This window comes from Agrobacterium sp. T29 (genome assembly GCF_006970545.1).
GTDB classification, from domain to species: domain Bacteria; phylum Pseudomonadota; class Alphaproteobacteria; order Rhizobiales; family Rhizobiaceae; genus Agrobacterium; species Agrobacterium leguminum.
The window spans coordinates 841,401-865,274 of sequence record NZ_CP040640.1 but is presented as its reverse complement, the minus strand read 5'-3'; the positions used below and the strand labels follow the sequence as shown (position 1 = coordinate 865,274).

General features: G+C 60.0%; 19 protein-coding genes, 1 pseudogene and 1 other annotated feature. Of the genes and pseudogenes, 11 read left to right on the top strand and 9 right to left on the bottom strand.

All coding sequences use genetic code 11. The features are described 5' to 3' along the window. Window positions 1–2 precede the first annotated feature (2 nt). The 4 genes from glyA to FGF54_RS04410 all read right to left on the bottom strand — a co-directional run bounded on the left by glyA (window position 3) and on the right by FGF54_RS04410 (window position 4,370). The gene (gene glyA, locus FGF54_RS04430) at window positions 3–1,292 is read right to left on the bottom strand and encodes a serine hydroxymethyltransferase (RefSeq protein ID WP_020809946.1); all 1,290 of its coding nucleotides are present in this window, start codon (window positions 1,290–1,292) and stop codon (window positions 3–5) included. 198 nt (window positions 1,293–1,490) lie between these two features. After that, complete coding sequence (locus FGF54_RS04420; RefSeq protein WP_003520799.1) at window positions 1,491–2,822, bottom strand: murein L,D-transpeptidase; 1,332 nt, start codon at window positions 2,820–2,822, stop codon at window positions 1,491–1,493. Window positions 2,823–3,188: 366 nt separating this feature from the next. Further along, window positions 3,189–3,698 (bottom strand): transcriptional regulator LdtR, encoded by a 510-nt coding sequence (ldtR, locus tag FGF54_RS04415; protein WP_026363448.1) that lies wholly within the window; start codon window positions 3,696–3,698, stop codon window positions 3,189–3,191. Window positions 3,699–3,932: 234 nt separating this feature from the next. Further along, window positions 3,933–4,370 (bottom strand): DUF6163 family protein, encoded by a 438-nt coding sequence (locus FGF54_RS04410; RefSeq protein ID WP_003496683.1) that lies wholly within the window; start codon window positions 4,368–4,370, stop codon window positions 3,933–3,935. 174 nt (window positions 4,371–4,544) lie between these two features. Between FGF54_RS04410 and hemB the strand changes: the two genes are divergently transcribed. The 4 genes from hemB to FGF54_RS04385 all read left to right on the top strand — a co-directional run bounded on the left by hemB (window position 4,545) and on the right by FGF54_RS04385 (window position 7,357). After that, complete coding sequence (gene hemB, locus FGF54_RS04405) at window positions 4,545–5,558, top strand: porphobilinogen synthase (RefSeq protein WP_003520798.1); 1,014 nt, start codon at window positions 4,545–4,547, stop codon at window positions 5,556–5,558. Between the two features lie 97 nt (window positions 5,559–5,655). Further along, window positions 5,656–6,114 (top strand): RDD family protein, encoded by a 459-nt coding sequence (locus FGF54_RS04400; protein WP_142779028.1) that lies wholly within the window; start codon window positions 5,656–5,658, stop codon window positions 6,112–6,114. Between the two features lie 178 nt (window positions 6,115–6,292). Then, complete coding sequence (locus FGF54_RS04390) at window positions 6,293–7,051, top strand: arginyltransferase (RefSeq protein ID WP_003520795.1); 759 nt, start codon at window positions 6,293–6,295, stop codon at window positions 7,049–7,051. 60 nt (window positions 7,052–7,111) lie between these two features. Beyond that, complete coding sequence (locus FGF54_RS04385) at window positions 7,112–7,357, top strand: AbrB/MazE/SpoVT family DNA-binding domain-containing protein (RefSeq protein WP_142779027.1); 246 nt, start codon at window positions 7,112–7,114, stop codon at window positions 7,355–7,357. Window positions 7,358–7,431: 74 nt separating this feature from the next. On the opposite strand, the gene parC is transcribed toward FGF54_RS04385, so the two are convergent. Next, window positions 7,432–9,684, bottom strand: coding sequence for a DNA topoisomerase IV subunit A (parC, locus tag FGF54_RS04380; protein ID WP_142779026.1), 2,253 nt, complete (start codon window positions 9,682–9,684; stop codon window positions 7,432–7,434). Window positions 9,685–9,913: 229 nt separating this feature from the next. On the opposite strand from parC, the gene FGF54_RS04375 reads away from it, so the two are divergent. Next, a complete protein-coding gene (locus FGF54_RS04375) occupies window positions 9,914–11,104 on the top strand; it encodes a hypothetical protein (RefSeq protein WP_003520791.1) in 1,191 nt (396 codons plus the stop codon). Window positions 11,105–11,371: 267 nt separating this feature from the next. Here FGF54_RS04375 and FGF54_RS04370 read toward each other — a convergent pair whose 3' ends face one another. The 4 genes from FGF54_RS04370 to aspS all read right to left on the bottom strand — a co-directional run bounded on the left by FGF54_RS04370 (window position 11,372) and on the right by aspS (window position 17,536). Then, window positions 11,372–12,853 (bottom strand): SulP family inorganic anion transporter, encoded by a 1,482-nt coding sequence (locus FGF54_RS04370; protein WP_142779025.1) that lies wholly within the window; start codon window positions 12,851–12,853, stop codon window positions 11,372–11,374. 74 nt (window positions 12,854–12,927) lie between these two features. Beyond that, window positions 12,928–12,983: a sequence feature (sul1 is cis-regulatory element that is thought to sense ions involved in sulfur or methionine metabolism; They are found in Alphaproteobacteria), on the bottom strand. Between the two features lie 78 nt (window positions 12,984–13,061). Then, on the bottom strand, window positions 13,062–15,167 hold the full coding sequence (locus tag FGF54_RS04365) for a methyl-accepting chemotaxis protein (protein WP_142779024.1): 2,106 nt from the start codon (window positions 15,165–15,167) through the stop codon (window positions 13,062–13,064). 103 nt (window positions 15,168–15,270) lie between these two features. Then, window positions 15,271–15,747: an aromatic acid exporter family protein gene (locus tag FGF54_RS04360; protein WP_125145901.1), complete on the bottom strand. Its 477-nt coding sequence runs from the start codon at window positions 15,745–15,747 to the stop codon at window positions 15,271–15,273. A 1-nt stretch (window position 15,748) separates the two neighbouring features. Then, window positions 15,749–17,536 carry an aspartate--tRNA ligase gene (gene aspS, locus FGF54_RS04355; protein WP_142779023.1) on the bottom strand — a complete coding sequence of 596 codons (1,788 nt, stop codon included), beginning with the start codon at window positions 17,534–17,536 and terminating at the stop codon, window positions 15,749–15,751. A gap of 191 nt (window positions 17,537–17,727) precedes the next feature. On the opposite strand from aspS, the gene FGF54_RS04350 reads away from it, so the two are divergent. The 6 genes and pseudogenes from FGF54_RS04350 to FGF54_RS04325 all read left to right on the top strand — a co-directional run bounded on the left by FGF54_RS04350 (window position 17,728) and on the right by FGF54_RS04325 (window position 23,754). After that, complete coding sequence (locus FGF54_RS04350; RefSeq protein ID WP_142779022.1) at window positions 17,728–18,999, top strand: MFS transporter; 1,272 nt, start codon at window positions 17,728–17,730, stop codon at window positions 18,997–18,999. 82 nt (window positions 19,000–19,081) lie between these two features. Continuing rightward, window positions 19,082–20,242 (top strand): ribonuclease D, encoded by a 1,161-nt coding sequence (gene rnd, locus FGF54_RS04345; RefSeq protein ID WP_020808974.1) that lies wholly within the window; start codon window positions 19,082–19,084, stop codon window positions 20,240–20,242. 30 nt (window positions 20,243–20,272) lie between these two features. After that, window positions 20,273–20,530 (top strand): annotated as a pseudogene (locus FGF54_RS27785) (hypothetical protein); the annotation flags it as partial. A gap of 210 nt (window positions 20,531–20,740) precedes the next feature. Continuing rightward, window positions 20,741–21,769: an adenylate/guanylate cyclase domain-containing protein gene (locus FGF54_RS04335; RefSeq protein WP_059752500.1), complete on the top strand. Its 1,029-nt coding sequence runs from the start codon at window positions 20,741–20,743 to the stop codon at window positions 21,767–21,769. 154 nt (window positions 21,770–21,923) lie between these two features. Then, window positions 21,924–23,282, top strand: a complete 1,359-nt coding sequence (locus tag FGF54_RS04330; protein ID WP_142779021.1) for an esterase-like activity of phytase family protein — start codon at window positions 21,924–21,926, stop codon at window positions 23,280–23,282. Window positions 23,283–23,406: 124 nt separating this feature from the next. Then, window positions 23,407–23,754, top strand: coding sequence for a hypothetical protein (locus FGF54_RS04325; RefSeq protein WP_065654053.1), 348 nt, complete (start codon window positions 23,407–23,409; stop codon window positions 23,752–23,754). The last annotated feature ends 120 nt before the right edge of the window (window positions 23,755–23,874 follow it).

The following is a 23,874-nucleotide window of genomic DNA, read 5'->3' as shown; positions in this document are numbered from 1 at the left end:
TCTTACATGTACGGATACATGGGGAAACGGTCCGTCAGGCCGACGACCTTTTCACGCACCGCAGCCTCGACGGCGGCGTTGCCCTCATCCGAATTGGCAACCTTCAGACCATCGAGAACCTCGACGATCAGCTTGCCGATTTCGCGGAATTCCGCTTCCTTGAAACCGCGCGTCGTGCCGGCCGGCGTGCCGAGACGGACACCGGAGGTGACGAAAGGCTTTTCCGGATCGAAAGGAATGCCGTTCTTGTTGCAGGTGATGTAGGCGCGGCCGAGCGCTGCTTCGGCGCGCTTGCCGGTGGCGTTCTTCTTGCGAAGATCGACCAGCATCAGGTGGTTATCGGTGCCGCCGGAGACGACATCCAGACCGCCTTCGACCAGCGTTTCGGCCAGCGCCTTGGCGTTCTTGACGACCTGTGCGGCATAGTCCTTGAATTCCGGCTTCAGAGCTTCACCGAAGGCGACGGCCTTGGCGGCGATGACGTGCATCAGCGGGCCGCCCTGCAAGCCGGGGAAGACGGCCGAGTTGAACTTCTTGGCCAGATCCTCGTCATTGGTGAGGATCATGCCGCCGCGCGGGCCGCGCAGCGATTTGTGCGTTGTGGTGGTGGCGACATGGCAGTGCGGGAACGGCGACGGATGCTGGCCACCGGCGACGAGACCGGCGATGTGCGCCATGTCGACCATCAGGTAGGCGCCGACTTCATCGGCGATCTCGCGGAAGCGCTTCCAGTCCCAGACACGCGAATAGGCGGTGCCGCCGGCGAGAATGAGCTTCGGCTTGTGTTCCTTGGCCTTACGCTCCACCTCGTCCATGTCGAGCAGATTGTCGCCTTCACGCACGCCGTAGGAGACGACATTGAACCACTTGCCGGACATGTTGACCGGCGAACCATGCGTCAGGTGGCCTCCCGAGTTCAGATCGAGACCCATGAAGGTATCGCCCGGCTGCAGGAGCGCGAGGAACACGGCCTGGTTCATCTGCGAACCGGAGTTCGGCTGGACGTTGGCGAAGTTGACGCCGAACAGCTTCTTGGCGCGTTCGATGGCGAGTTCTTCAGCGATGTCGACGAACTGGCAGCCGCCGTAATAACGCTTGCCCGGGTAACCTTCCGCATATTTGTTGGTCATGATCGAACCCTGCGCTTCGAGCACGGCGCGGGAAACGATGTTTTCCGAGGCGATCAGTTCGATCTCGTGGCGCTGGCGACCCAGTTCCTTCTCGATCGCGCCGAAAATTTCCGGATCGACATCGGCAAGCGGACGGGAGAAGAAAGCATCTGTGTTCGACATGGTGAAGGCTCCTGAAACAGTAATGCGATGGCGTCTTAGCGCCCTGCCCCGACAAGAGCAATACGGGCAGCGAGATTTGCCCGTCAAACTGCGACGTTGCGACAAAAAACGACAGATGTTTTCAGAAAATCGCCAAGAAAAAAGCCGCACCCGAAGGTGCGGCTCATGGTGATGGAATGAAATGGCGGCGATGCCGGATCAGTTGCGCGGCAACAGATCGTCATCCACCGGGCCGGCGGGCTGTTCCATGCCGCTCGTGGTGTTGAGCGCCAGTTCGGCGTTGCCGTCCTTTTCATAGATGTCGTCGCGGAACTGCACCACGCCGTCCTTCGCCGACCAGGCGGTGATGTAGACGAAATAGACCGGGATTTCCTGCGCCAGCTTGATCGGCGTGTTGACGCGGGTGGCGATGACGCGCTCCATTTCCTGACGCGACCAGCCGGGCGTGTCGCGCAGCAGCCAGCTCGTCAGGTCGCGCACGTTCTGCACGCGCACGCAGCCGGAGGATTCGAAACGCATCAGCTTGTTGAACAGGCCCTGCTGCGGCGTGTCGTGCATATATTCGTTGTTCGGATTGTGGAAGTTGATCTTCGTGGACGACATGGCGTTGATCTTGCCGGGGTCCTGACGGAACATCAGGTTCGGAGCCTTCGGCGCGAACCAGTCGACTGCGGTTGGCGAAACTTCCTGTCCCTTGCCGTCGATGAGGCGGATGTTGTTCCGCTCCAGATAGGTCGGGTCCTTCTGCATCAGCGGCACGATGTCCTTTTCGACGATCGAGCGCGGCGCGGTCCAGTAAGGGTTGAGGATGACTTCGTAAATCTTGGAATTGATCACATGGGTCGGGCGGCTGGCGCGGCCGACGACGGCCGTGTTGCGCAGCACAACGCGTTCATTTTCAACGGCTTCGATGGCGGCCGCCGGGATATTCACCATCAGGTGACGCTGGCCGAGATCGCCGGACATGGACTGGATGCGAACGAGGTTGGTCTGCAACTGCGCCAGACGGATCTGCGCGGAAACATTGAGCGCCTTCGTGGTGTATTCGCCGCTGACGCCATCGGCCGGAAGGCCATGACGGGCCTGGAAACGCTTCAGCGCGCCATCGACGTAACTATCGAAGGCACTGGAAATGCCGGCTTCACGCGGCAGGTCACCCGAAACCATCAGGCGCTGGCGCAGCGCCTGTACGGAAGGATCGGAGACGCCGATCTGGAGACGCTGCTGGGACGCGGGCACTTCCGGCCAGCCGCCATTCTGCACGATCTGCTGATATTGCATGATCGCCTGCTGCATGTAGACCGGCGCTTCGCGTCCGAGAACCGGATTGTTGGAAACGACGCCCACGGCCGAACGCGACGTATTGGCATCGAACTGGTCATCCCAGTTGCCGCGGCGCGAAGAGCCCATGAGATCGTTGAGCGCGTTCTGCGCAAAGGCCGGCGCGGCAAGCGCGGCAGCGCCAACGGAAACGGCCGAACGCAGAAGCGCGCGGCGCGATACGGAATCGGAAACGGATTTCTTTGTCATTCTACCTACCAGCCACTCTCTTCGGCATTCTCAACAATGCCTAAATCAATATGATTAACAAACACGTACAACGTGTCTGCCGGCTGGTAATACTCAACACCCATTCGTTGGGCGCCATTGTCTGGCAGAACAGTCGGGACTTGCCGCGACAGCAGGAGAAACAGCCGGCTCCTTCAACCTTGCCGGTCCCATATCAATATGGCCGATTCGTGTCACGGACCTATTCTCACGAAGCTTTGTTCGCCTGAAAAACAGGGCGAAGGCTCGATAAAGGGATGGGCTTGACACGCAAAAACGCACAACGCGGAATCCGCAAGCCGGGAGCAAAAGGATGCTCCCGGCTTAAACAGTGAAACCGTCGCGATATTACAGGCGGTAAGCGATCGAGTCGTTCCAGAAGCGATCGAGGCGCTGCAGCAGCTTGTTCATTTCGGAGAACTCGCCGGTGCCGATGCCGCCGACCTTTTCGATCGAACCGACGTGGCGTTCATAAAGGCGGGCAACCGTTTCGGCGATTTCCTGGCCCTTTTCCGTCAGGCTGATGCGGACCGAGCGGCGGTCGACACGCGAGCGCTGGTGGTTGATGAGGCCGAGGTCGACCAGCTTCTTGACGTTGTAGGAGACGTTCGAGCCGAGGTAATAACCGCGGGAACGAAGCTCGCCGGCCGTCAGTTCGGAATTGCCGATGTTGAACAGCAGCAGGGCCTGAACGGCGTTGACGTCATCGCGACCCTGACGGTCGAACTCATCCTTGATGACATCGAGGAGGCGGCGGTGGAGACGTTCCACCAGGTGCAGCGACTCCATGTAGAGCGAGCGGATGGTATCTTCATGTGCATCGGCAACAACGGCCTGGGGCTTAACTTTGCTATTGATCATGACTGCCTCACTGTTTTGTTTGGCGGTGTGTTTGTTTGTCTCCCGCCTTGAGTGAGAACCTAATCAATGCGCATAAAATTCTACTTAAAAGCTACGATTAACAAATGGTTACCTGCATTTTCCCCGGAGGGCCCAACTTGTGGCGAAGCGGGAATGGCCCAAGGTCATCTATTATAAATCAATGACTTATCCATGAAATACGGCCCAAAATCAGGCCGAATTGCTTTATTCTTATGGTAAATCAATTCTTGCGCGTTCTTCATTCTGGCGCTGATCCAGCCAGAAAGCGACCAGGAATAGTATATAAATGGTTGCCACAAGGCCGTGCATGACGGGTACGAGCGTGTTGGCGCCGAAGATATGCGGCCACACCTTATACATGGCTATCTGCGCACCCGCGCCCATGACCCACATAACCGCGCCCCAGGAGGCCCCGAGCCACAGACCGAGTGCCGCGACAGGGAAAATAACGGCCAGCGCGCTGCCGGCCACGCGCCAGGGCAGGTTCAGCATATCGAACCGCCCATGCCCCCCAAGCGAATAGCCCGTCAGCATCGCCCAATATTGCAGGCCGAACCAGAAACAGGAAACCGCGACCAGCCTCATGAAGACCAGAAAGAGGATTTCCGTAAGCGGGCGTTTCGGCAGAGGTTGAGAATCAGGTTCCATGGCCGGAAGATACGGTCTCGACGAACGGGCGACCAGCCCATATTGAATCCCGCCGCCTGCCTTGTCAAAGCATCATCGTCATCGCAGGACGTCAATGAGGGAAGATTGTCGCATTCGCATGGGCCAAGCTTCATGCTATGCAGCTTTCCAAATTTGATCGAAGGACATTCTTACATGCAGGACAAAACGCATCTGGTCGACGAGATCACCGGCCATCGTCGCATGCGGCGCAATCGCAAGGCGGATTGGACGCGCCGTCTGGTACAGGAAAGCCGGCTGACCGTCGACGATCTCATCTGGCCGGTCTTCATCGTGCCGGGCAGCAATATTCTCGATCCCATTCCGGCGATGCCGGGCGTTAACCGGATGAGCGTCGACAAACTGGTCGAAGCCGCAAAAGAAGCCGCCGATCTCGGCATTCCGGCAATCGCGACCTTCCCGAACATCGAAATGGAGTTGCGTGACGAGACCGGTTCCAACGCGCTCGAGGCGAATAATCTCATCAATCAGGCAACCATCGCCGTCAAAAAAGCCGTTCCCAATATCGGCATGATCACCGATGTCGCGCTCGATCCCTTCACCAGCCACGGCCATGACGGCATTCTGCGCGGCGACGAGATCGTCAATGACGAGACGGTAGAACAGGTCGTCAAGGCGGCGATCCTGCAGGCGGAAGCCGGATCGGACATTATTTCTCCATCCGAAATGATGGATGGCCGTATCGGCGCCATCCGTCGCGGTCTCGATGCCGCCGGGCACCAGAATGTCGGCATCATGGCCTATGCGACGAAATTCGCTTCCGGCTATTACGGTCCCTATCGCGAGGCCATCTCCACGGCCGGCCTGCTGAAGGGCGACAAGAACAGCTATTACATCAGCCCTGCCAACGGCATGGAGGCAATCCGCGACGCGGCGCTCGACGTGGAGGAAGGAGCGGATATGCTGATGGTCAAGCCCGGCCTGCCCTATCTCGACATCTGCTGGCGGCTGAAGGAAAATTTCGGCCTGCCGACCTTCGCCTATCAGGTGTCCGGCGAATATACCCAGATCAAGGCAGCCGCGATGAACGGCTGGATCGATGGCGAGCGCGTGATGATGGAAACGCTTCTCTGTTTCAAGCGTGCCGGTTGCGATGGTGTTCTCACCTATTTCGCTATCGAGGCCGCACGCAAACTCGCAAAGGGCTGAGGCCTGCACTTATTGTATTCGGTCGTTTTCTTCCCATATTGTCTGCTGACACGGCACTCATGCCGCGCTGTCATACCCTCTCAGGAGAAAACGACCGATGAGCCTCGAACAGAACCCCACTTATGCCGCACCGGATGACTGGCGCGCCTATAGCGGCGTCCTGAGCCGGCGGGTCTTCGCGTTCCTGATCGATTATGCGATCGTTCTCCTGCTGTGCATTCCAGCGGCTGTGATCGTGTTCTTTCTCGGCGTGATTACCTTCGGCCTCGGGTGGTTCCTCTTCCCGGCGCTGTTCGTCATCGTTGCGGTGCTTTATTTCGGCATGACGCTTGGTGGCCCCTCGCAGGCGACCCCAGGCATGCGGGCGATGGGAATAGCCATGGCGCGGATGGACGGGCGGCGAATCGATTTCCTGCTGTCGACCGTTCACATCGTGCTTTTCTGGATCATCAACTCGGTTTTGACGCCGCTGATCCTGCTTGCAGGCCTGTTTACCGAGCGCTCGCGCCTCGCTCACGACTTCCTGCTCGGCACCGTCATCGTCAGAACGCGCTGATATTGCGGAAAGCCACGCAAACGTGGCTTTCAAACCCCGCAAATGCCGCATCTCGCAGTTGACGTTTTCCGGCATTTTGCCATTCTGTGACATTATGCATGTCGCTTGAAGCGTCGCCGCCAACCCCGTGAAATCGCGGCGCGCTTTCATAACAGACGCAGGAGGCGATCACGGTTCGATGAACACGCAGGCGACGCCCTCTCCCCAATTCTATCTTACGGCGCCGGCCACCTGCCCCTATCTGCCGAACCAGATGGAGCGGAAGGTCTTCACCCATCTGGTCGGCCCGCGCGCTTCGGAAATGAACGATCTTCTGACCCAGGGCGGTTTCAGGCGCTCGCAGAACATCGCCTATCGCCCGGCCTGCGAAAACTGCCGCGCCTGCGTCTCCGTGCGTATCCTGACCGAACAGTTCCAGCCGACGAAATCGATGCGGCGCGTTCTGGCCGCCAACAGGGATGTCGTCGCCACCGTTCATGCCGCCGAGCCCTCCACCGAACAATTCGCCCTGTTTCGTCGCTATCTCGACCACCGCCACCAGTCGGGCGGCATGTCCGACATGTCGGCGCTGGACTATGCGATCATGGTGGAAGACACGCATGTGAACACCCGCATCATCGAATACCGCGTGCGCGAACCCGGCTCCGGCATCGATTCCAGCAAGCGCGGCGAACTTCTGGCCGTGGCGCTCAGCGACGTGATGAGCGACGGCCTGTCGATGGTCTATTCCTTCTTCAATCCCGATTTGGAAAAACGCTCGCTCGGCACCTTCATGATCATCGATCACATCACCCGCACCCGCGCGCTTGGCCTGCCGCATGTCTATCTCGGCTACTGGGTCGATGGTTCGGAAAAGATGGGCTACAAGACCCGCTACCATCCGCAGGAGCATCTGACACCGCGCGGGTGGGAGGTTTATACGCCGGAAGAAAAGTAACGGGCTGGTCCAACCGTCAAAATCGCATGCTAAACTCCAATCAAACTTGGAGTATTTCAGATGAAAGCAACCATTTGCGAGTTCGGTGAAGAGGCAGGCGTCGTCATCCCGAAGGATATGCTTAAACGGCTTGGCTGGAAGATTGGCGACGTTCTCAGTTCAAGAACTGACGGCAACGTACTTGAATTGCGAACTGCTGAGAGCCCGAACGAAGAAGCAACAGGTGACTTTGATCGTCAGCTGGAACATGCACGGCACGCGATGCGCAAGTACCACGTTGCTTTAAAAGCGCTCGCGAAGTCATAAGCACTCGGTGGTTTGATTGCCAAACACATGAGATTGAAAACGTCCCGGGACAGCCCCGGGACGACATTCAAATATCAGCCGCCAAACTTCCCACTGCGCGGAAAGCCCTTCGGCACGGTGCGGCCTGCCGTTGCGCGGTCGGCCAGCCATTCGCGCAGTTCTTCACCCACCTTATTGAAGAGACGCCCGGCCGTGTCGGACCAAGACAAGCCTTCGGCAAGCGCGAAACATTTGACGTCGACGACGCCACCATCCTTGTAGCGCTGCAGGCGCACACCCTTGCCGCGCGACATTTCCGGTATCTGCGAAAGCGGGAAGGCCAGGAGCTTGCGGTTTTCGCCGACGACGGCGACATGGTCGCCCGTGACCGGCACCGCGAGCTTGGCTTCATCGGGCATCGAGACATTCATGATCTGCTTGCCCTTGCGGGTATTCGCGACCATTTCGCTCTCGGGTACGATGAAACCGTTGCCGGCCGTGGAGACGAGCAGCAGCTTGCGGGATGGATCGTGCACGAAGGCGGTCAGGATGTCCTGATCGTTTTCCATGTCGACCATGATGCGGATAGGCTCGCCATGACCGCGACCGCCCGGCAGCTTGTCGGCGCCGAGCGTATAGGCCTTGCCGCCCGTCGTCAGCAGCAACAGCTTGTCGGTCGTCTGCGCCGGGAAAGCGAGTTTCGGTCCGTCACCTTCCTTGAAGGTGAGCGACGAGGTGTCGGACATGTGTCCCTTCAGCGCCCGGATCCAGCCCTTCTGCGAGATGACGATAGTGACCGGTTCCTTTTCGATCATCGCCTGCTGGATGGCCTCGATATCGGCGTCCGGCGCATCCGCGAACTGCGTGCGGCGGCGGCCGATCTCGGTTGCCTTGGCATATTTCTTTTTGACCTCGCCGATTTCCCAGGCGACGGTCTGCCATTGCTTGTCATCGGAGGCAAGCAGCCCCTCGATTTCAGCCTTCTCGTTGCTGAGTTCGTCGAATTCCTTGCGGATTTCGAATTCTTCGAGCTTGCGCAGGTTGCGCAGCCGCATGTTGAGGATGGCTTCGGCCTGATTGTCGGTGAGCGACCACTTGGCCATCATCACCTGTTTCGGCTCATCCTCCTCGCGGATGATGCGGATGACCTCATCGAGATTGAGATAGGCAACGAGCAGGCCGCCCAGAATCTCCAGCCTGCGATCAATGGCCGCCAGACGGTGGCGGGAACGGCGGACCAGCACGTCCTTGCGGTGGGCCAGCCACTCGCTCAGCACCTCGTTCAGCGCCATCACCTTCGGCACCTTGCCGAGCGACAGCACGTTCATGTTGAGCGGCAGGCGGCTTTCGAGGTCCGACAGGCGGAACAGCGATTCCATCAGCAGCGTCGCATCGACGGTACGGCTCTTCGGCACCAGCACGATGCGCACGTCTTCGGCCGATTCGTCGCGAATATCCTCGAGAAGCGGCAGCTTGCGGGCAATCAGCAGCTCGGCGATCTTCTCTATCAGGCGCGATTTCTGCACCTGGAAGGGAATTTCGGTGATGACGATCTGGTAACCGCCACGGCCGAGATCTTCCGTTTCCCACTTGGCGCGCACGCGGAACCCGCCACGACCGGTCTTATAGGCATCGAGAATATTCTCGCGGCTTTCGACAATCACGCCGCCGGTCGGCAGGTCGGGGCCGGGAATGAATTCCACCAGCTTTTCCACCGTCGCATCGGGATGCTTGATGAGGTAAAGCGCCGCGTCGCAAAGTTCATGGGCGTTATGCGGCGGGATCGACGTCGCCATGCCTACCGCAATACCGGAGGCGCCGTTGGCGAGCAGATTGGGGAAAGCGCCCGGCAGGACGACGGGTTCCTCGTCTTCCTCGTTATAGGTGGCGCGGAAATCCACCGCATCCTCGCCGATGCCCTCGAGCAGCAGCGCCGCAACCTCGGTCATGCGCGCTTCGGTGTAACGATAGGCGGCAGCGCCGTCGCCATCGATATTGCCGAAATTGCCCTGCCCGTCGACGATCGGATAACGCTGCGAGAAATCCTGCGCGAGACGTACCAGCGCATCATAGACCGACTGGTCGCCATGCGGGTGGAATTTACCGATCACGTCACCGACGATACGGGCGCATTTCTTGAAGGCCGAGTTGGGGCGAATGCCCATTTCACTCATGGCATGAATGATGCGGCGGTGAACCGGCTTCAGGCCGTCGCGCACATCCGGCAGCGCACGATGCATGATCGTGGACAAGGCGTAAGCGAGGTAGCGCTCTTCAAGCGCCGCCTTCAAATCGACCGGATGAATGTTATCGTCTCCGCCGGACGGAGGTACAAGATTTTTTCCCATGGTGCTTGACTAGCGGAAATGCCGATTCCCGGCAAGAAATTCGGGGGTCGCGCCTGTGGATGAACGCAACCCTTTCATGCGATTTTTTGTTAACCGCGTTGCAAATGCCGCAATGCCGCCGTCATGGGAATCGATCTAAATCCTATAGACCTTTGAATAATCGCGAATATAAGTATCAGCATTCGAATTCGAACACGGTACACAGCCGTACGTTGAGGGAAGAAACATCATGAGACTGAAATCCACCCGGCAGGTTCTTTTCGCGAGCGCCGCGCTTCTTACGCTTTCGGCGCCGGCTTTTGCGCTGGATGGCGGGGATGTGCTGAAGAAGATCAATGCGGCCTATGCCGCACAGGGCGGCGAGATCGCCGCCGGCTCCGTCGCCGTCAACGGCTCGACGGTGACCCTGAACAGCGTGACCTTCAACGCGGTCGCCGATCCGGCCAAGAAGATCCCGGTCGGTAATGTCACGCTCGAAGGCGTCGAGGAAAACAACGGCGGCTACAAGATCAAGAACGCCCGCTTCGACAATATCGACTACAAGCAGGAAAATGTGGAGATCAAGGCAAGCGACATCTACATGTCCGGTCTCGTCATTCCCGCAGACTCCACCACCGGCACCGTCGATGCGCTGATGTTCTACGACGAAGCACATAGCGGTCCGGTTTCCGTTTCCATCGACGGCAAACCGGCTTTCTCGCTTGAGGAAACCAGCGCGACGATGTCGGTCAGCGATGACAAGAACTCTATCGGCTTCGAACTCGACGCTTCCGGTTTCAAGGCCGATCTCAGCGAAGTCACTGATCCTGCGACCAAGGACGCGATCGAAAAGCTGAAGCTGCAGGCGCTCTCCGGCGACATGACCATGAGCGGCAGCTGGGAAGTGGCCTCCGGTACTATCGATGTTGAAGAATATGCCATCGACCTCGATGATGTCGGCCGCCTGAACATGTCGTTCGGTTTCTCCGGCTACACGCTCGCCTTCATCAAGTCGATGCAGGAGACGGTGAAGGCGCAGGCCGCCAATCCGAACAAGGAACAGGCGGACCAGGCAGCAAGTCTCGCCATGCTCGGCCTGATGCAGCAGCTCTCCTTCATCAACGCTGAAATCAGCTTCGAAGACGCCAGCATCACCAAGCGCGCCATCGACTATGCGGCAAGCCAGCAGGGCATGACGGGTGATCAGCTTGCCCAGACCATCAAGGGCATGGCCCCGATCATGATGGCCTCGCTCAACGTGCCGGAATTGCAGAACATGGTGTCGGCGGCCGTCAACGCCTATGTCGACAATCCGAAGAACTTCTCGATCACGGCGGAGCCGGAAAAGCCGGTTCCGTTCCCGATGATCATGGGCGCTGCGATGGGCGCACCGAACACCCTGCCGAAAATGCTCGGCGTCACGGTGACGGCAAACGAATAAAACTAAAAAAGCCCCGGTCATGCCGGGGCTTTTATTATTGATGCGGTCCATAACACCCTGTGTGTATGGCGAATATGTTTCGTCCGCACCCGTCACCCCGGACTTGATCCGGGGTCCAGCCAGCCCAAGTCCTTGGGCTGAATAGACTCTTCACACAGCGCAGACGCGCCGTGGCTGGATGCCGGATCTAGTCCGGCATGACGGAGGAAAGGTTTCCGTTTGTCAGTCGTTTAAAGCCCCGGTTACGTCGGGACTTTTCATTTATACTCAATGCAGCGGGGCTGCCGCCGCACCCTGTTTATCGTGCAGGGCGAAACGGTCGATCATGTGGGCGCTCGCCTCATTGACGCCGATCACCTCGACCCGCCTGCCGGCCTTGCGGAATTTCAGGACCACCTTGTCCAGCGCACCGACCGCGGAAATATCCCACAGATGCGCCTGCGTGACATCGATTGTCACCGCCTCAACCTCTTCGGCAAAATCGAAGGCGGCAATGAAGCTTTCCGTCGAGGCAAAGAAAATCTGGCCATCGACGCGATAGATCCGCTCCCGGCCATCGGCCGAAAGCTCCGGCCGGACATGGAAAAGCTTTGAAACCTTGCCTGCGAAAAACACGCCGGAGAGAAGGACGCCGGCCAACACGCCCTTTGCAAGATCATGGGTCGCAAGCACCGTGCCGACCGTCACCAGCATGACGATGCTGGAGGATGGCGGGTTGCGGCGCAGATCGAGGATGGATCGCCACGAGAATGTGCCGATGGAGACCATGATCATCACCGCCACCAGCGCGGCCATGGGAATGATACGCACGAGATCATCCAGCACCAGTATGAGGAACAGCAGAAACGCACCCGCGACGAAAGTGGACAAGCGGCCACGACCGCCGGAACTGACATTGATGACGGACTGGCCGATCATGGCGCAGCCGCCCATGCCGCCGATGAGGGCGGAGGCGATGTTGCTTGTCCCCTGCCCGATGCATTCCCGGCTCTTGTTGCTGCCGGTATCCGTCATGTCATCGACGATCTGCGCCGTCAGCAGCGATTCCAGAAGACCGACGGCGGCGAGCGCGACGGAATAGGGAAAGATGATCTGCAGCGTCTCGAAGGTCAGCGGCACCTGCGGCAGGGCGAATATCGGCAGCGTCGAGGGCAACTCACCGAGATCGCCGACCGTGCGGATATCCATACCGGAGAAGACGGCGACACAGGTGAGAACGATGATGGCGACCAGCGGCGATGGCACGACCTTCGTGACCAGCGGGAAGAGATAAATGATCGCAAGACCGGCCACGATCATGACGTAGGTTTCGACCGGCACGCCGATCAGCTCGGGCAATTGCGCCATGAAGATCAGGATCGCCAGCGCGTTGACGAAGCCGGTCATGACCGAACGCGAGACGAAGCGCATCACCCGGCCGAGTTTCACAAGGCCCGCCAGAATTTGCAGCACGCCCATGAGAATGGTGGCGGCGAAGAGATATTGCAGCCCGTGTTCCTTGACGAGCGTGACCATCAGGACGGCGGTGGCGGCGGTTGCCGCCGAGATCATGCCCGGTCTGCCACCGGTAAAGGCGGAAACGCAGGCGATGGCGAAGGAGGCGAACAATCCCACCTTCGGATCGACCCCGGCGATGACGGAAAAGCCGATGGCTTCGGGAATGAGGGCGAGTGCCACGACGATGCCGGAAAGGAGATCGCCGCGAATATTGGAAAACCACTCACGTCTGTAAGTCTGAAATCTGTTCATCTGATTTTTTCGCAAAGAATGACGCACCGGCCGGAGCCATGTCCGGTAGATTGAAATGAAATGTCGGTGCTTTGCGTTGTCTGGCGGATCGGCGGCCAGAAGAGCCACCCGGGGTTTCACCGGGTCCGTGGTGAGTAACTCACCTATAAACAGCAAAAAAGCGGGCCGCAAGTTGCACGCCCGCTTTCGATGTCTGCGATCGTATGCCTCAGGCCGCTTCGCGCCCGCCATACTCCCGCATTTCTGCATCGCCCAGACGGAACTGATGGACCAGTTGCTTGAGACGCGCCGTCTCGCCCGCCAGCATGGCGCTGGCGGCATTGTTTTCCTCGACCATGGCGGCGTTCTGCTGCGTGCCCTGATCGAGATGATTGACCGCGGTGTTGATCTCGGAGAGCCCCAGCGACTGCTCTTTCGTCGCGGCGGCGATGGCTTCGATATGGTGGTTGATCGTCTTCACCGAGCCGCCAATGCGCGACAGGGCCGCGCCGGTTTCCCGCACGAAGCGCGCGCCGTCCTTCACTTCTGTACCGGAGGCATGGATAAGCAGCTTGATTTCGGCGGCGGCCTTCGCAGAGCGCTGCGCCAGTTCCCTGACCTCCTGCGCGACGACGGCAAAACCGCGCCCCGCCTCGCCTGCGCGCGCCGCCTCCACGCCGGCATTGAGCGCAAGAAGGTTGGTCTGGAAGGCAATCTCGTCGATGACGCCGATGATATTGCCGATACGGCCTGACGATTGCTCGATCTTCTCCATCGCCATGATCGTATCGACAACGAGGTCTGCCGTGCGGCTGGCGTCCTCGTCGGTCGAATGGGCGACCGCGCGGGCTTCCACCGCACGCTCCGCCGAAATGCGGATATTCGCCGTCAGTTCATCCAGCGCGGCGGCGGTTTCCTCCAGCGAGGCGGCCTGCTGCTCGGTGCGGCGCGCGAGATCGGCGGCACTCTGGCTGATTTCCTGACTGCCGCCATCAATCGCCACGCTAGACTGCACGACGCCGGACATGGCGGCATCGAGCTGGCGGATCGTACGGTTGAGATCGTGACGCAGGGCTTCGAAATCCGGGGCGAAAGGCTCGTTCAGTTCGAAGGAGAGATCGCCGTCGGCAAGGCGGCGAAGTGCGGCCGCAAGGCCGGTCGTCGCCTGCATCAGCCTTGCCTGCGCTTCGGTTTCCGCCTCGCGCTGGAACCGGGCCTTTTCGGCTTCGGCCTGCTGCCGGGCCGCGAGCGCCTGCGCCTCCAGTTCGATTTTTGCGATGGCCGCCTGCCGGAAGATTTCCAATGCGTGGGCCATGGCGCCGAATTCGTCCCGGCGGTGTAGACCGGGAACGGCAAATTCCGTTTCGCCCTCGGCCAGACGGCGCATCGCTCCGGTAATCGCGGTCGCCGGGCGGGTTATCGAACGGCCGATGAGATAGACCCCGACAAAAAGGCTCGCGACGGTGAGCGCGATAAGGGCGACGACAATCGAAACCGTTCTATCCGCCGCGGCGCTGTTCTCGAGAGCGCTTGCTTCCCGCTCCTGCCGGTAAATGGTGGAAATCTCTGCGACCACGGGCAGCAGCGCATTATAGGCGGAGGCGACGGTTTCGCGCGCCTTCTCCTCCTCCAGCACGGCCTGAGCATAAAAGCGGAAGGAGGCGGTGTATATTTCCAGTGCATCCATGATGCGCTGACGCTCGGCGCCCGGCCGATATTCCAGCTTCACCAGCGCCTTGAAGGTCTCCACCTCGGCCGCGTGTTTTGCGACATAGGCCTCATCCCGCCGCAGGATGAAATCCTTTTCGTGCCGGCGCATCATCAGCATGCTGGCGCGGATTTCGGCATTGGCGACGACGTCGATGATTTTTTCGATGGAATTCACGCCATTGCGCATGGCGCCCTCAAGGCCCTCGGCAGGCGTGAGGCCCAGTTCCGCGTTCTTGGCGACCAGCGCCTTCATGCGGTCGGAATAGGTCGAAGCACCCTGCGCGAGCGTTTCGAGCCGCGTCCGGGTCTGCGGTGTAGCCTCGTCTGCAAGATGGTTCAAAGATTGCCGAACCTGGCCCATCGTCTGGTCAAACCGCGCAACGGATTTCATATCGCGGGTCAGCAGAAAATCTCTCTGGTGAAGACGGCTTTCATGCAAGCCGTCCTCCAGCGCCGCCAGCACCCCGTCCCGCTCGATCAGCGTCTCTTCGGCGACGCGATAACGCGCCTCCATCTGTCTTTGCCAGAGCAGCATGCCCGCGATGACGGCGATCCCGCACAGCGCAGCCAGTGCGAGCATGGATACGCGATGCGCAATTTTAAACGTCGAGATCAGCGAAAACATTCAACCCTCGTTTGCAGATTTCACGATGGGATGAATGATTGAGAAGGTTTAAGAACTCCTCTACCGGATTTGTCAGTTTAATTAAGGTTTTATGACAAGACCGCTAGAGCTTCAGCCGCTCGCGAAAGAAGACGAGCGCTACGGCCACACCGGTCGCCACACCCACGATCACATCGACAAAACGGACAAAACCGGCAGCCTGCGGCCCCATCAAAAGCACCAGCATGGCCGAGGCACCAGCCTGTATCGGCACGACCGGCGGCAGACCGAACATGGACGCAAGAATCATGGCGATGAAGGTCGCCGAGGCCAACCGGATTTCAGCGAAGTCATGCGGGACAAGGAGCGCAATCTCTCCGACGAGAATGCCGATGGTGACACCGACCATCAGGCCAAGGCCCTGACGAACATGGCTTGGAATTCCCGGAGCAAGGCAGATAAGCGCGCTGATTGCGGCAAAGACGGGTTGCGGGTGGCCCAGCCACCGGTGCGCGACCCAGAACGCAAAAGCGGCCGCAAGTGCGGCCGCCAATGCACGGGTGAAGGCTGCACGAACGCGGTCGAGCAGCGTCTTCACCATATCAGTCTTTCTTGGACGGAACGACGCGCAGCGCCAGCTCACGAAGCTGGGTCGGCGTTGCTGGCGACGGCGCGTTCATCAGGAGGTCCTGCGCCTGCTGGTTCATCGGGAACAGCGTGATTTCGCGCAGGTTCTTCGCGCCGACCAGCAGCATGACGACGCGGTCGATGCCGAATGCGCAGCCACCATGCGGCGGCGCACCATACTGGAAGGCGCGGTAGAGACCGCCGAAGCGCTCTTCCACATCGCTCTGCGACAGGCCAACCTTTTCGAAGGCCTTGACCATCAGCTCAGGCGACTGGTTACGGATCGAGCCGGAGGCGATTTCGAAGCCGTTGCAGACCGCGTCATACTGGAACGCCTTGATGGAGAGCGGATCCTGCCCTTCCAGCGCTTCCAGACCGCCCTGCGGCATCGAGAAGGGGTTATGGGCGAAATCGATCTTCTTTTCTTCCTCGTTATATTCGAAGAAGGGGAAGTCGACGATCCAGCACATTTCGAAGCGGTCGCGGTTGATCAGGTTCAGTTCGTCGGCAGCGCGGGTGCGCGCCTCGCCTGCGAATTTGTAGAACTTGGCCGGATCGCCGGCGACGAAGAAGCAGGCATCACCCGCCTCAAGGCCGAGCTGCGTGCGCAGCGCCTCAGTGCGTTCTTCGCCGATGTTCTTGGCGAGCGGACCGGAACCGCCGACCTTGCCGTCCTCTTCCTTCCAGAAGATGTAGCCGAGGCCGGGCTGGCCCTGAGACTGTGCCCATGCGTTCATGCGGTCGCAGAAAGCGCGCGAGCCGCCGGTCTTGGCCGGAATGGCCCAGACCTGAACCTTGGGGTTGGAAGCGATCATGTTGGCGAAGACCTTGAAGCCCGAACCGTCGAAATGTTCGGTCACGGCTTCCATGACGATCGGGTTGCGCAGGTCCGGCTTGTCGGAACCATATTTGCGGATCGCCTCGTCATAGGGAATGCGCGGCCACTGTTTCGTAACCGGCTTGCCTTCGGCGAATTTCTCGAACACGGCCGTCATCATCGGCTCCATCGTGGTCCAGACATCTTCCTGGGTCACGAAGCTCATTTCGACGTCGAGCTGGTAGAATTCGCCCGGCAGGCGGTCGGCGCGCGGGTCTTCATCGCGGAAGCACGGCGCGATCTGGAAATAACGGTCGAAACCGGCCACCATCAGAAGCTGCTTATACTGCTGCGGCGCCTGCGGCAGCGCGAAGAACTTGCCTTCATGGATACGCGACGGCACGAGGAAGTCGCGCGCGCCTTCCGGCGAGGAAGCGGTGAGGATCGGCGTCGTATATTCGGCAAAGCCGGCATCGGCCATGCCGGTGCGCATGGCGGAGATGATCTGCGTGCGCTTGACGATGTTCTTGTGCAGCGTTTCGCGGCGAAGATCGAGGAAGCGGTATTTCAGGCGAACGTCTTCAGGATAGTCAGGCTCGCCGAAGACCGGCAGCGGCAGTTCCTTGGCAACGCCGAGAACCTCGATTTCCTGCGCGTAAAGCTCGATCTCGCCGGTCGCCATGCCCTTGTTGACGGTGTCTTCCGAGCGCGCCTTGACGAGGCCGTCGATGCGGATGACCCATTCGCCGCGCACGGTTTCGGCAACCTTGAAGGCCGGGCTGTCCGGATCGGCGACGACCTGGGTGATGCCGTAATGGTCGCGAAGGTCGATGAAGAGAACGCCGCCATGATCTCGCACGCGATGAACCCAACCGGAAAGGCGAACGGTTTCGCCGACGTCGGACTTGCGGAGAGCGGCACAGGTGTGGCTGCGGTAACGATGCATTTTTTTATCCTGGAACGTGTCGTGGGCCCGATGGAGGCCAGATGGGCGGCACTGTCGAAATTTGCCGGAAAAGCGCATGGCCAGCCTGATTTGTCAAGGCAAAGCACAACAATGTCGCCTTCAGCCTGTCCTTTCCCCTGCCTTCGCTTTAGATAGGACTAATCCAGCCCGCCAAACCGAGTCGGCCCGCAATGAGCCAGATCAGACCTCTTATCCCGCTTCTCGTCACCGCCGGTATCCTGATCGGCGGCAACGGCCTGCAGGGAACCTATATAGCACTGCGCGGTCTCTCCGAAGGGTTTTCCGCCAGCACCATCGGCCTCATCAGCGCCGCCTACAGCTTCGGTTTCGCGCTTGGCTGCATTTCGGTGACACGGCTTCTGCGCAAGATCGGCCACATCCGCACCTTCGCCACCATGGCGGCCGTCGCATCCGCCGCAGCGATCGCCATGCCGCTCCTCATCCATCCCCTGTTCTGGATGCTGATGCGCTTCGTCACCGGCATTGCCGTCGCCTGTCTTTTCGCGGCCATCGAAAGCTGGATCAACGCGCAGGTCACCAATTCCAATCGGGCGCGCACGCTCTCCATCTATCGTTTCGTCGATCTCGGCTCCGTCACGCTTGCGCAATATATCATTCCCGTCGCCGGCATCGACGGACCGGTGGTGTTTTCGCTGATCGCCATGGCGCTGACGCTGTCACTGGTGCCTATCTCGCTTGCCGACAAATCCAACCCTGCGCCGCCGAAACAGATACCCTTCAATCTCTTCGCGGTGTGGCGCATCTCGCCGCTTGCCGTGGTCGGCTGCGTGGCCGTCGGTCTCAGCATGGCGGCGTTTCGCAATATCGGCCCGATCTATGCCGAACAGATCGGGCTTTCCGTCACCGCCATCGCCACCTTCATGAGCGCCGGCATCATTGGCGGCGTGGTGTTGCAATATCCGCTCGGCGTCTATTCCGACCGTTATGACCGGCGCATCATCATTCTCGCCACCACGGCGGGCTCGGTCGTCGTCGGCCTGTTTCTCGCCTTCTTCGCCGGAACCGATGAGTGGAGCAACATCATCGGCGTCTTCATCTTCGGCGCCTTCGCCCTGCCGCTTTATTCGCTGAGTTCCGCCCATGGCAACGACCATGCCAGGGAAGGCGAACACGCGATGATGTCGGCCGGACTGCTGTTCTTCTGGTCGGTGGGCGCAACCGTCGGGCCGCTGCTCGCCTCCGTGCTGATCGACCAGTTCGGCCCGAAGGCGCTGTTCAGTTATACGGCCGCGATCCAGATCGTTTTCATCGCCTATACAATCTACCGGCTGCAGGTGCGCGAAGGTGTGCCCGTGGAGGAGCGGAACTGGCGGTTCAGCTCGCTTTTGCGCACCTCAGCCTATTTCCAGAAGCTCGCCGCGTCTCCGCCACCCAAAAAGGATGAACCGGAGCCCCATCCGCCCGAGAAAAACGATCCTTGAGCCTTCAAAAGCGGGCTTTGTATTGACATGCGCCCGGCAAAGGGAAAGTAAGACGGATAATTTTCACGATTGGCCAATAACAATGATTGAAACGACTGCCGCCCTCGCCGAAGCCTGCACGGAACTGGCGAAATCGGAATTCATCACCATCGACACCGAATTTCTGCGGGAAACGACCTTCTGGCCGGAACTCTGCCTCGTGCAGATGGCAAGCCCGACGCTCGAAGTGCTGGTCGATCCGCTGGCCAAGGGTCTCGACCTGACCCCGCTTTTCGAACTGATGGCCAATCCTGCCGTCGTGAAGGTTTTCCACGCGGCGCGACAGGATATCGAGATCATCTACCATCTCGGCGGGCTTATTCCGCACCCGATCTTCGACACGCAGGTCGCCGCCATGGTCTGCGGTTTCGGCGATTCGATCTCCTACGACCAGCTGGTGCAGAAGATCAAAAACGTACAGATCGACAAATCCTCGCGTTTCACCGACTGGAGCCGCCGTCCGCTGACCGAAAAGCAGCTGGATTACGCGCTGGCTGACGTGACCCATCTGCGCGATGTCTATCTCTCGCTGAAAGCCCAGCTCGAGCGCGAAGGCCGCTCGCTGTGGCTGACCGAAGAGATGGATATTCTCGAGTCTCGCGACACCTATGACATGCATCCCGACGATGCCTGGCTCAGGCTGAAATCGCGCCTGCGCAAACCGACGGAACTTGCGATCCTCAAATTCATCGCCGCCTGGCGCGAGCGTGAGGCGCGCTCCCGCAACGTGCCGCGCTCGCGCGTCCTGAAGGACGATGCGATCTTCGAAATCGCCCAGCAGCAGCCGAAGGACGCCGAGGCGCTGTCGCGGCTTCGCACCATTCCCAAGGGCTGGGAGCGCTCCGCCTCCGGCACCGCCATCGTCGAAACGGTGAATGCGGCGCTGGCGCTGCCGAAAGAGGAAATGCCGAAGGCGCCGCGTCACAGCCACGCACCGGAAGGCTCCGGCGCTGCCGTGGAACTTTTGAAAGTTCTGCTGAAGCTGACGGCGGACAAGCATGGCGTCGCCGCCAAGGTCATCGCCAATAGCGACGATCTGGACAAGATCGCCGCCGAGGGCGAAAAGGCAACCGTGGCGGCGCTGACCGGCTGGCGGCGGGAACTCTTCGGCGATGTGGCCCTGAAGCTCATCAATGGCGAAGTGGCCCTGCGTTTCGCTGGCAAGAAGGTCGAGGCGGTGGAGGTTGCGGCAAGCGAGCCGTAACCGCCCGCCGCTTTCCACCCCAACGGCGACGTCGTCGACCGCTATAATCGCGACCCGAAAGGCATGGGCTGCGGCTTGAGCGGCTGGAAGGAGAACATTCCCTTCGATGTCGACGGCCGCACCTGCGCCGCCATCACCTTCGCCCGTAAGGGAGAAACCCTGTTCGGCCGGGCCTGGATCGACGGCAACCGGCTGCGTTTTTCCGCCTTCCCCGTCCAATGGTCGAACCGCTCGCCGGATGACCGGCCGCAATCCCCGCTTGAAACCGTCTATTACCGAACATCCTATCAGGCGTATAAGGGCGGCAATGCCGATTTTGCGGCAACAGCGCAACAGCCTTACCAATCCTTCATGCAACCTTACCGATTGCTCACTTTTTGCGGCGCTTTTTCCACATTAATGTCGCATATGACCTGAACAGAAGCTTCGCCCGAAGGGAGCGGCCTGCCCTTCTTTCCCAAGACCAAAGCCTTCCCTTCCCGAGACCCAAGAACCGACATGAGAAAATTGCTGCCCATTCTGGATTACGTGGTGCTCTTCGTTGCCGTGGCCGGCAGCGGCGTGGCCTACGCCTTTCTGGAATATGGCGGCGGCGCATTGATCGGCGCGACCTATGCGCTGTTTGCCTGCGCACCCATCCTCGCCTTCGAGCGCGGTTACATCATGCCCGGCCTGTCGCGGCAGGTGAGCGCCCTGCCGACACCGGCCTATATCGCTGTCGGCCTCGTCATCTACGCCATCCTCGTCTTTTGCGGCTTCGGGCTTGGCGGCACGATCCTGTGGTTGAGCGGGATATTTCCAGGCACCTGGAAGCGCGCCGTCCATGCCGAGGTGCAGACGCTGATCTTCACCCTCATTGTCTGCGGCATCATCGTCTTCATCATGCGGGTGCGCGAGCTTCTCGGCCGCGATATCTTCATCGACCTCATCCTGGGGCGTTATCGCCGGCCGGTCAGCGAAGACCGCGTCTTCATCTTCATCGATCTCGTCGGCTCCACCTCCTTCGCCGAGACCCATGGCGACCTGAAGGCCCAGGAATTTCTCGGCGAAATTTTTGCAAGCTATGCCGCACCGGTCAGAAAACACGGCGGCGTCATCGACGACTATATCGGCGACGCCGCCATCATCACCTGGCCCTATCACATGGCGATAAGGCGGGCGGCCTGCGTGCGCTGCGTCTTCGATATTCAGGCGACCATTGAAAACACCCGCGACATGTGGCTCTCCCGCTTCGGCGAGGTGCCGCGCCTGCGCTTCGCCATCCATGGTGGGCCGGTCATCACCGCGGAAATCGGTGTCGATCACCACAAGATCACCTATTTCGGCGATACGGTGAACACGACCTCGCGGCTCGAATCGCTGAGCAAGATGCTCGGCCACCCGGTGCTGATTTCCGCCGACCTTGCCCATCAGCTGGTGCTTCCGAAGGGCGTGCGCAGTGAATATCTGGGCGAACATGCGGTGAAGGGCCGTGGCCAGACGCTCGGCGTCTGCACGCTCAGCCAATATCAGGCGCCCGCCGCATAAGGGCCATCGACGAAAAAAAAGCCGTGCGGCCCGTTTGCCGATGATGGCCGTCATCAAAATTCATCAAAGCTTCAAACGGCAATCACCTGCCTGTCATGCGACGCCCCTATCGCGTCAATCCTGTCTTCAACAGGTATTGAGAGGGGTCTCCATCATGAAGCACATTCTTTTCGCACCTTTCGCGGTTCTCGCGCTCGCCGCCGCGGCGCATGCGGCAGAAAAGGAATTTCCGGCAAAGCTTGTTTCGCACGCCATTCTGCCTGCCAACACCATGATCGCCGCACCCGCCGATGCGCCGGAGCACCTCAAGACCTCCGCCAAATTCACCACGGCCGACCGCAAGCGCGCCGAGGGCCTCGGTACCGTGCCCGGCAAGGACGGCGTGCGTCTGACCGGCCTTTCCATGCCGTTCAACGGCCAGCCGATGCAGGGCTTTTCCGGCATCAGGGCGATGCCGGACGGCAGCTTCTGGAGCCTTTCCGACAACGGTTTCGGTTCCAAGCTCAATTCCAGCGACGCCATGCTGATGCTTCACCATCTGAAGTTCGACTGGGACGCCGGCAAGGTCAACGCGCTTGAAACCGTGTTCCTCTCCGATCCCGACATGAAGGCGCCCTTCCCCATCGTTCTGGAAGGCTCGAGCAAGCGTTACCTGACGGGCGCGGATTTCGACGTCGAATCCATTCAGCCGGTCGCTGACGGTTTCTGGGTCGGCGAGGAATTCGGCCCCTACATTCTGAAATTCACCCGCGACGGCAAGCTGACCGATGTGATCTCGACCAAGGCCGGCGACATCGAGGTGAAATCTCCCGACCATCCGGCTCTTGCCCTGCCCGGCAATCCCACGCAGAAAATGCCCGCTTTCAACCTGAAGCGTTCCGGCGGTTATGAGGGCATGGCGCTCTCCAAGGACGGCTCGAAGCTCTACGGCCTGCTGGAAGGCCCGCTCTACATGGCCGACGGCCAGGTGGAAAAAACCGAAGACGGCGCGACCGCGCTGCGCATCATCGAACTCGACACCGCCAAGAAGGCGTGGACCGGCCGCAGCTGGCTTTATCCGCTGGCGGAAGGCGGCGAGGCAATCGGCGACTTCAACATGCTGGATGACACCACCGCCCTCGTCATCGAGCGCGACAACGGCGCCGGCACGGCCGACAAGGCCTGCGCCGACCCCAAGGCTCCGGCTGCGGATTGCTTCGCCCGCCCTGCCAAGCTGAAGCGCATCTACAAGATCGAATTCAACGACGCCAATGTCGGCAAGGCCGCCCGCAAGATCGGCTATATCGACCTGATGAAGATTTCCGACCCGGATAACAAGAAACGTCAGGGCGGCGGCAACGGCTATTACGACATGCCTTTTGTCACCATCGAGAATGTCGACCGCGTCGATGCCACCCATATCGTCGTCGGCAACGACAACAACCTGCCTTTCTCGGCCGGCCGTGCGCTGGACAAGGCTGACGACAACGAATTCGTCCTGCTGGAGGTCAAGGACCTGCTCGAGGCGAAATAAGACGAAGGCTGCTGTCACTTGCTTTGACGGCTGCGAATGATCCGGACGGAGCGCCCGGCAGACACAAATGTCTGCATGGCGCTCCGTTCCGATTTTCCAGAGCTAACGGAAAAGAAGACGTTTCATGCAGGACCATGCAGAAAGACTTTATTACGCCCTGAAGAAAAGCTGGTCGGGCGAGACGAGCGGCCTCTGGTCCCGCGAAAACCCCGCCAAGGGCCAAGGCAGCGTCACCGCGCTGGTGGTGCAAGATATTTTCGGCGGCGAGCTTGCCAAAACTGCTGTCAGCGGGGCCGATCATTTTTACAATATCGTCGAAGGCACCCGCTGGGATTTCACCTTCAGCCAGTTCGATATTCCGGTCGGCTATCAGGACAGGCTTGCCAGCCGCACGGAGGCCATGGCGACGATAACGCCGCTGCAATATGCCTATCTCAGCGCCTGCATCCGCAAGGCGCTCGGGCACGGCTGAGCCGTTTGCAAAGCAGTGCCAGCCCATTGCCGTTTCGATCCGCGCATCGCGGCACGGTGGTCAATCAGGCTGTTGCGTTTCAGGACCACGATGTCAATCTTTCCCGCAAAGCGAACACAA

Bases quoted from the DNA above. Each gene is read 5' to 3' on its own strand.
- FGF54_RS04365 (WP_142779024.1), bottom strand. From the start codon at position 15,167: ATGTTTTCGCTGATCTCGACGTTTAAAATTGCGCATCGCGTATCCATG.
- glyA (WP_020809946.1), bottom strand. From the start codon at position 1,292: ATGTCGAACACAGATGCTTTCTTCTCCCGTCCGCTTGCCGATGTCGAT.
- parC (WP_142779026.1), bottom strand. From the start codon at position 9,684: ATGGGAAAAAATCTTGTACCTCCGTCCGGCGGAGACGATAACATTCAT.
- FGF54_RS04330 (WP_142779021.1), top strand. From the start codon at position 21,924: ATGAAGCACATTCTTTTCGCACCTTTCGCGGTTCTCGCGCTCGCCGCC.
- FGF54_RS04420 (WP_003520799.1), bottom strand. From the start codon at position 2,822: ATGACAAAGAAATCCGTTTCCGATTCCGTATCGCGCCGCGCGCTTCTG.
- FGF54_RS04390 (WP_003520795.1), top strand. From the start codon at position 6,293: ATGAACACGCAGGCGACGCCCTCTCCCCAATTCTATCTTACGGCGCCG.
- FGF54_RS04350 (WP_142779022.1), top strand. From the start codon at position 17,728: ATGAGCCAGATCAGACCTCTTATCCCGCTTCTCGTCACCGCCGGTATC.
- FGF54_RS04375 (WP_003520791.1), top strand. From the start codon at position 9,914: ATGAGACTGAAATCCACCCGGCAGGTTCTTTTCGCGAGCGCCGCGCTT.
- FGF54_RS04360 (WP_125145901.1), bottom strand. From the start codon at position 15,747: ATGGTGAAGACGCTGCTCGACCGCGTTCGTGCAGCCTTCACCCGTGCA.
- FGF54_RS04410 (WP_003496683.1), bottom strand. From the start codon at position 4,370: ATGGAACCTGATTCTCAACCTCTGCCGAAACGCCCGCTTACGGAAATC.
- hemB (WP_003520798.1), top strand. From the start codon at position 4,545: ATGCAGGACAAAACGCATCTGGTCGACGAGATCACCGGCCATCGTCGC.
- aspS (WP_142779023.1), bottom strand. From the start codon at position 17,536: ATGCATCGTTACCGCAGCCACACCTGTGCCGCTCTCCGCAAGTCCGAC.
- FGF54_RS04370 (WP_142779025.1), bottom strand. From the start codon at position 12,853: ATGAACAGATTTCAGACTTACAGACGTGAGTGGTTTTCCAATATTCGC.
- FGF54_RS04335 (WP_059752500.1), top strand. From the start codon at position 20,741: ATGAGAAAATTGCTGCCCATTCTGGATTACGTGGTGCTCTTCGTTGCC.
- rnd (WP_020808974.1), top strand. From the start codon at position 19,082: ATGATTGAAACGACTGCCGCCCTCGCCGAAGCCTGCACGGAACTGGCG.
- FGF54_RS04325 (WP_065654053.1), top strand. From the start codon at position 23,407: ATGCAGGACCATGCAGAAAGACTTTATTACGCCCTGAAGAAAAGCTGG.
- FGF54_RS04385 (WP_142779027.1), top strand. From the start codon at position 7,112: ATGAAAGCAACCATTTGCGAGTTCGGTGAAGAGGCAGGCGTCGTCATC.
- FGF54_RS04400 (WP_142779028.1), top strand. From the start codon at position 5,656: ATGAGCCTCGAACAGAACCCCACTTATGCCGCACCGGATGACTGGCGC.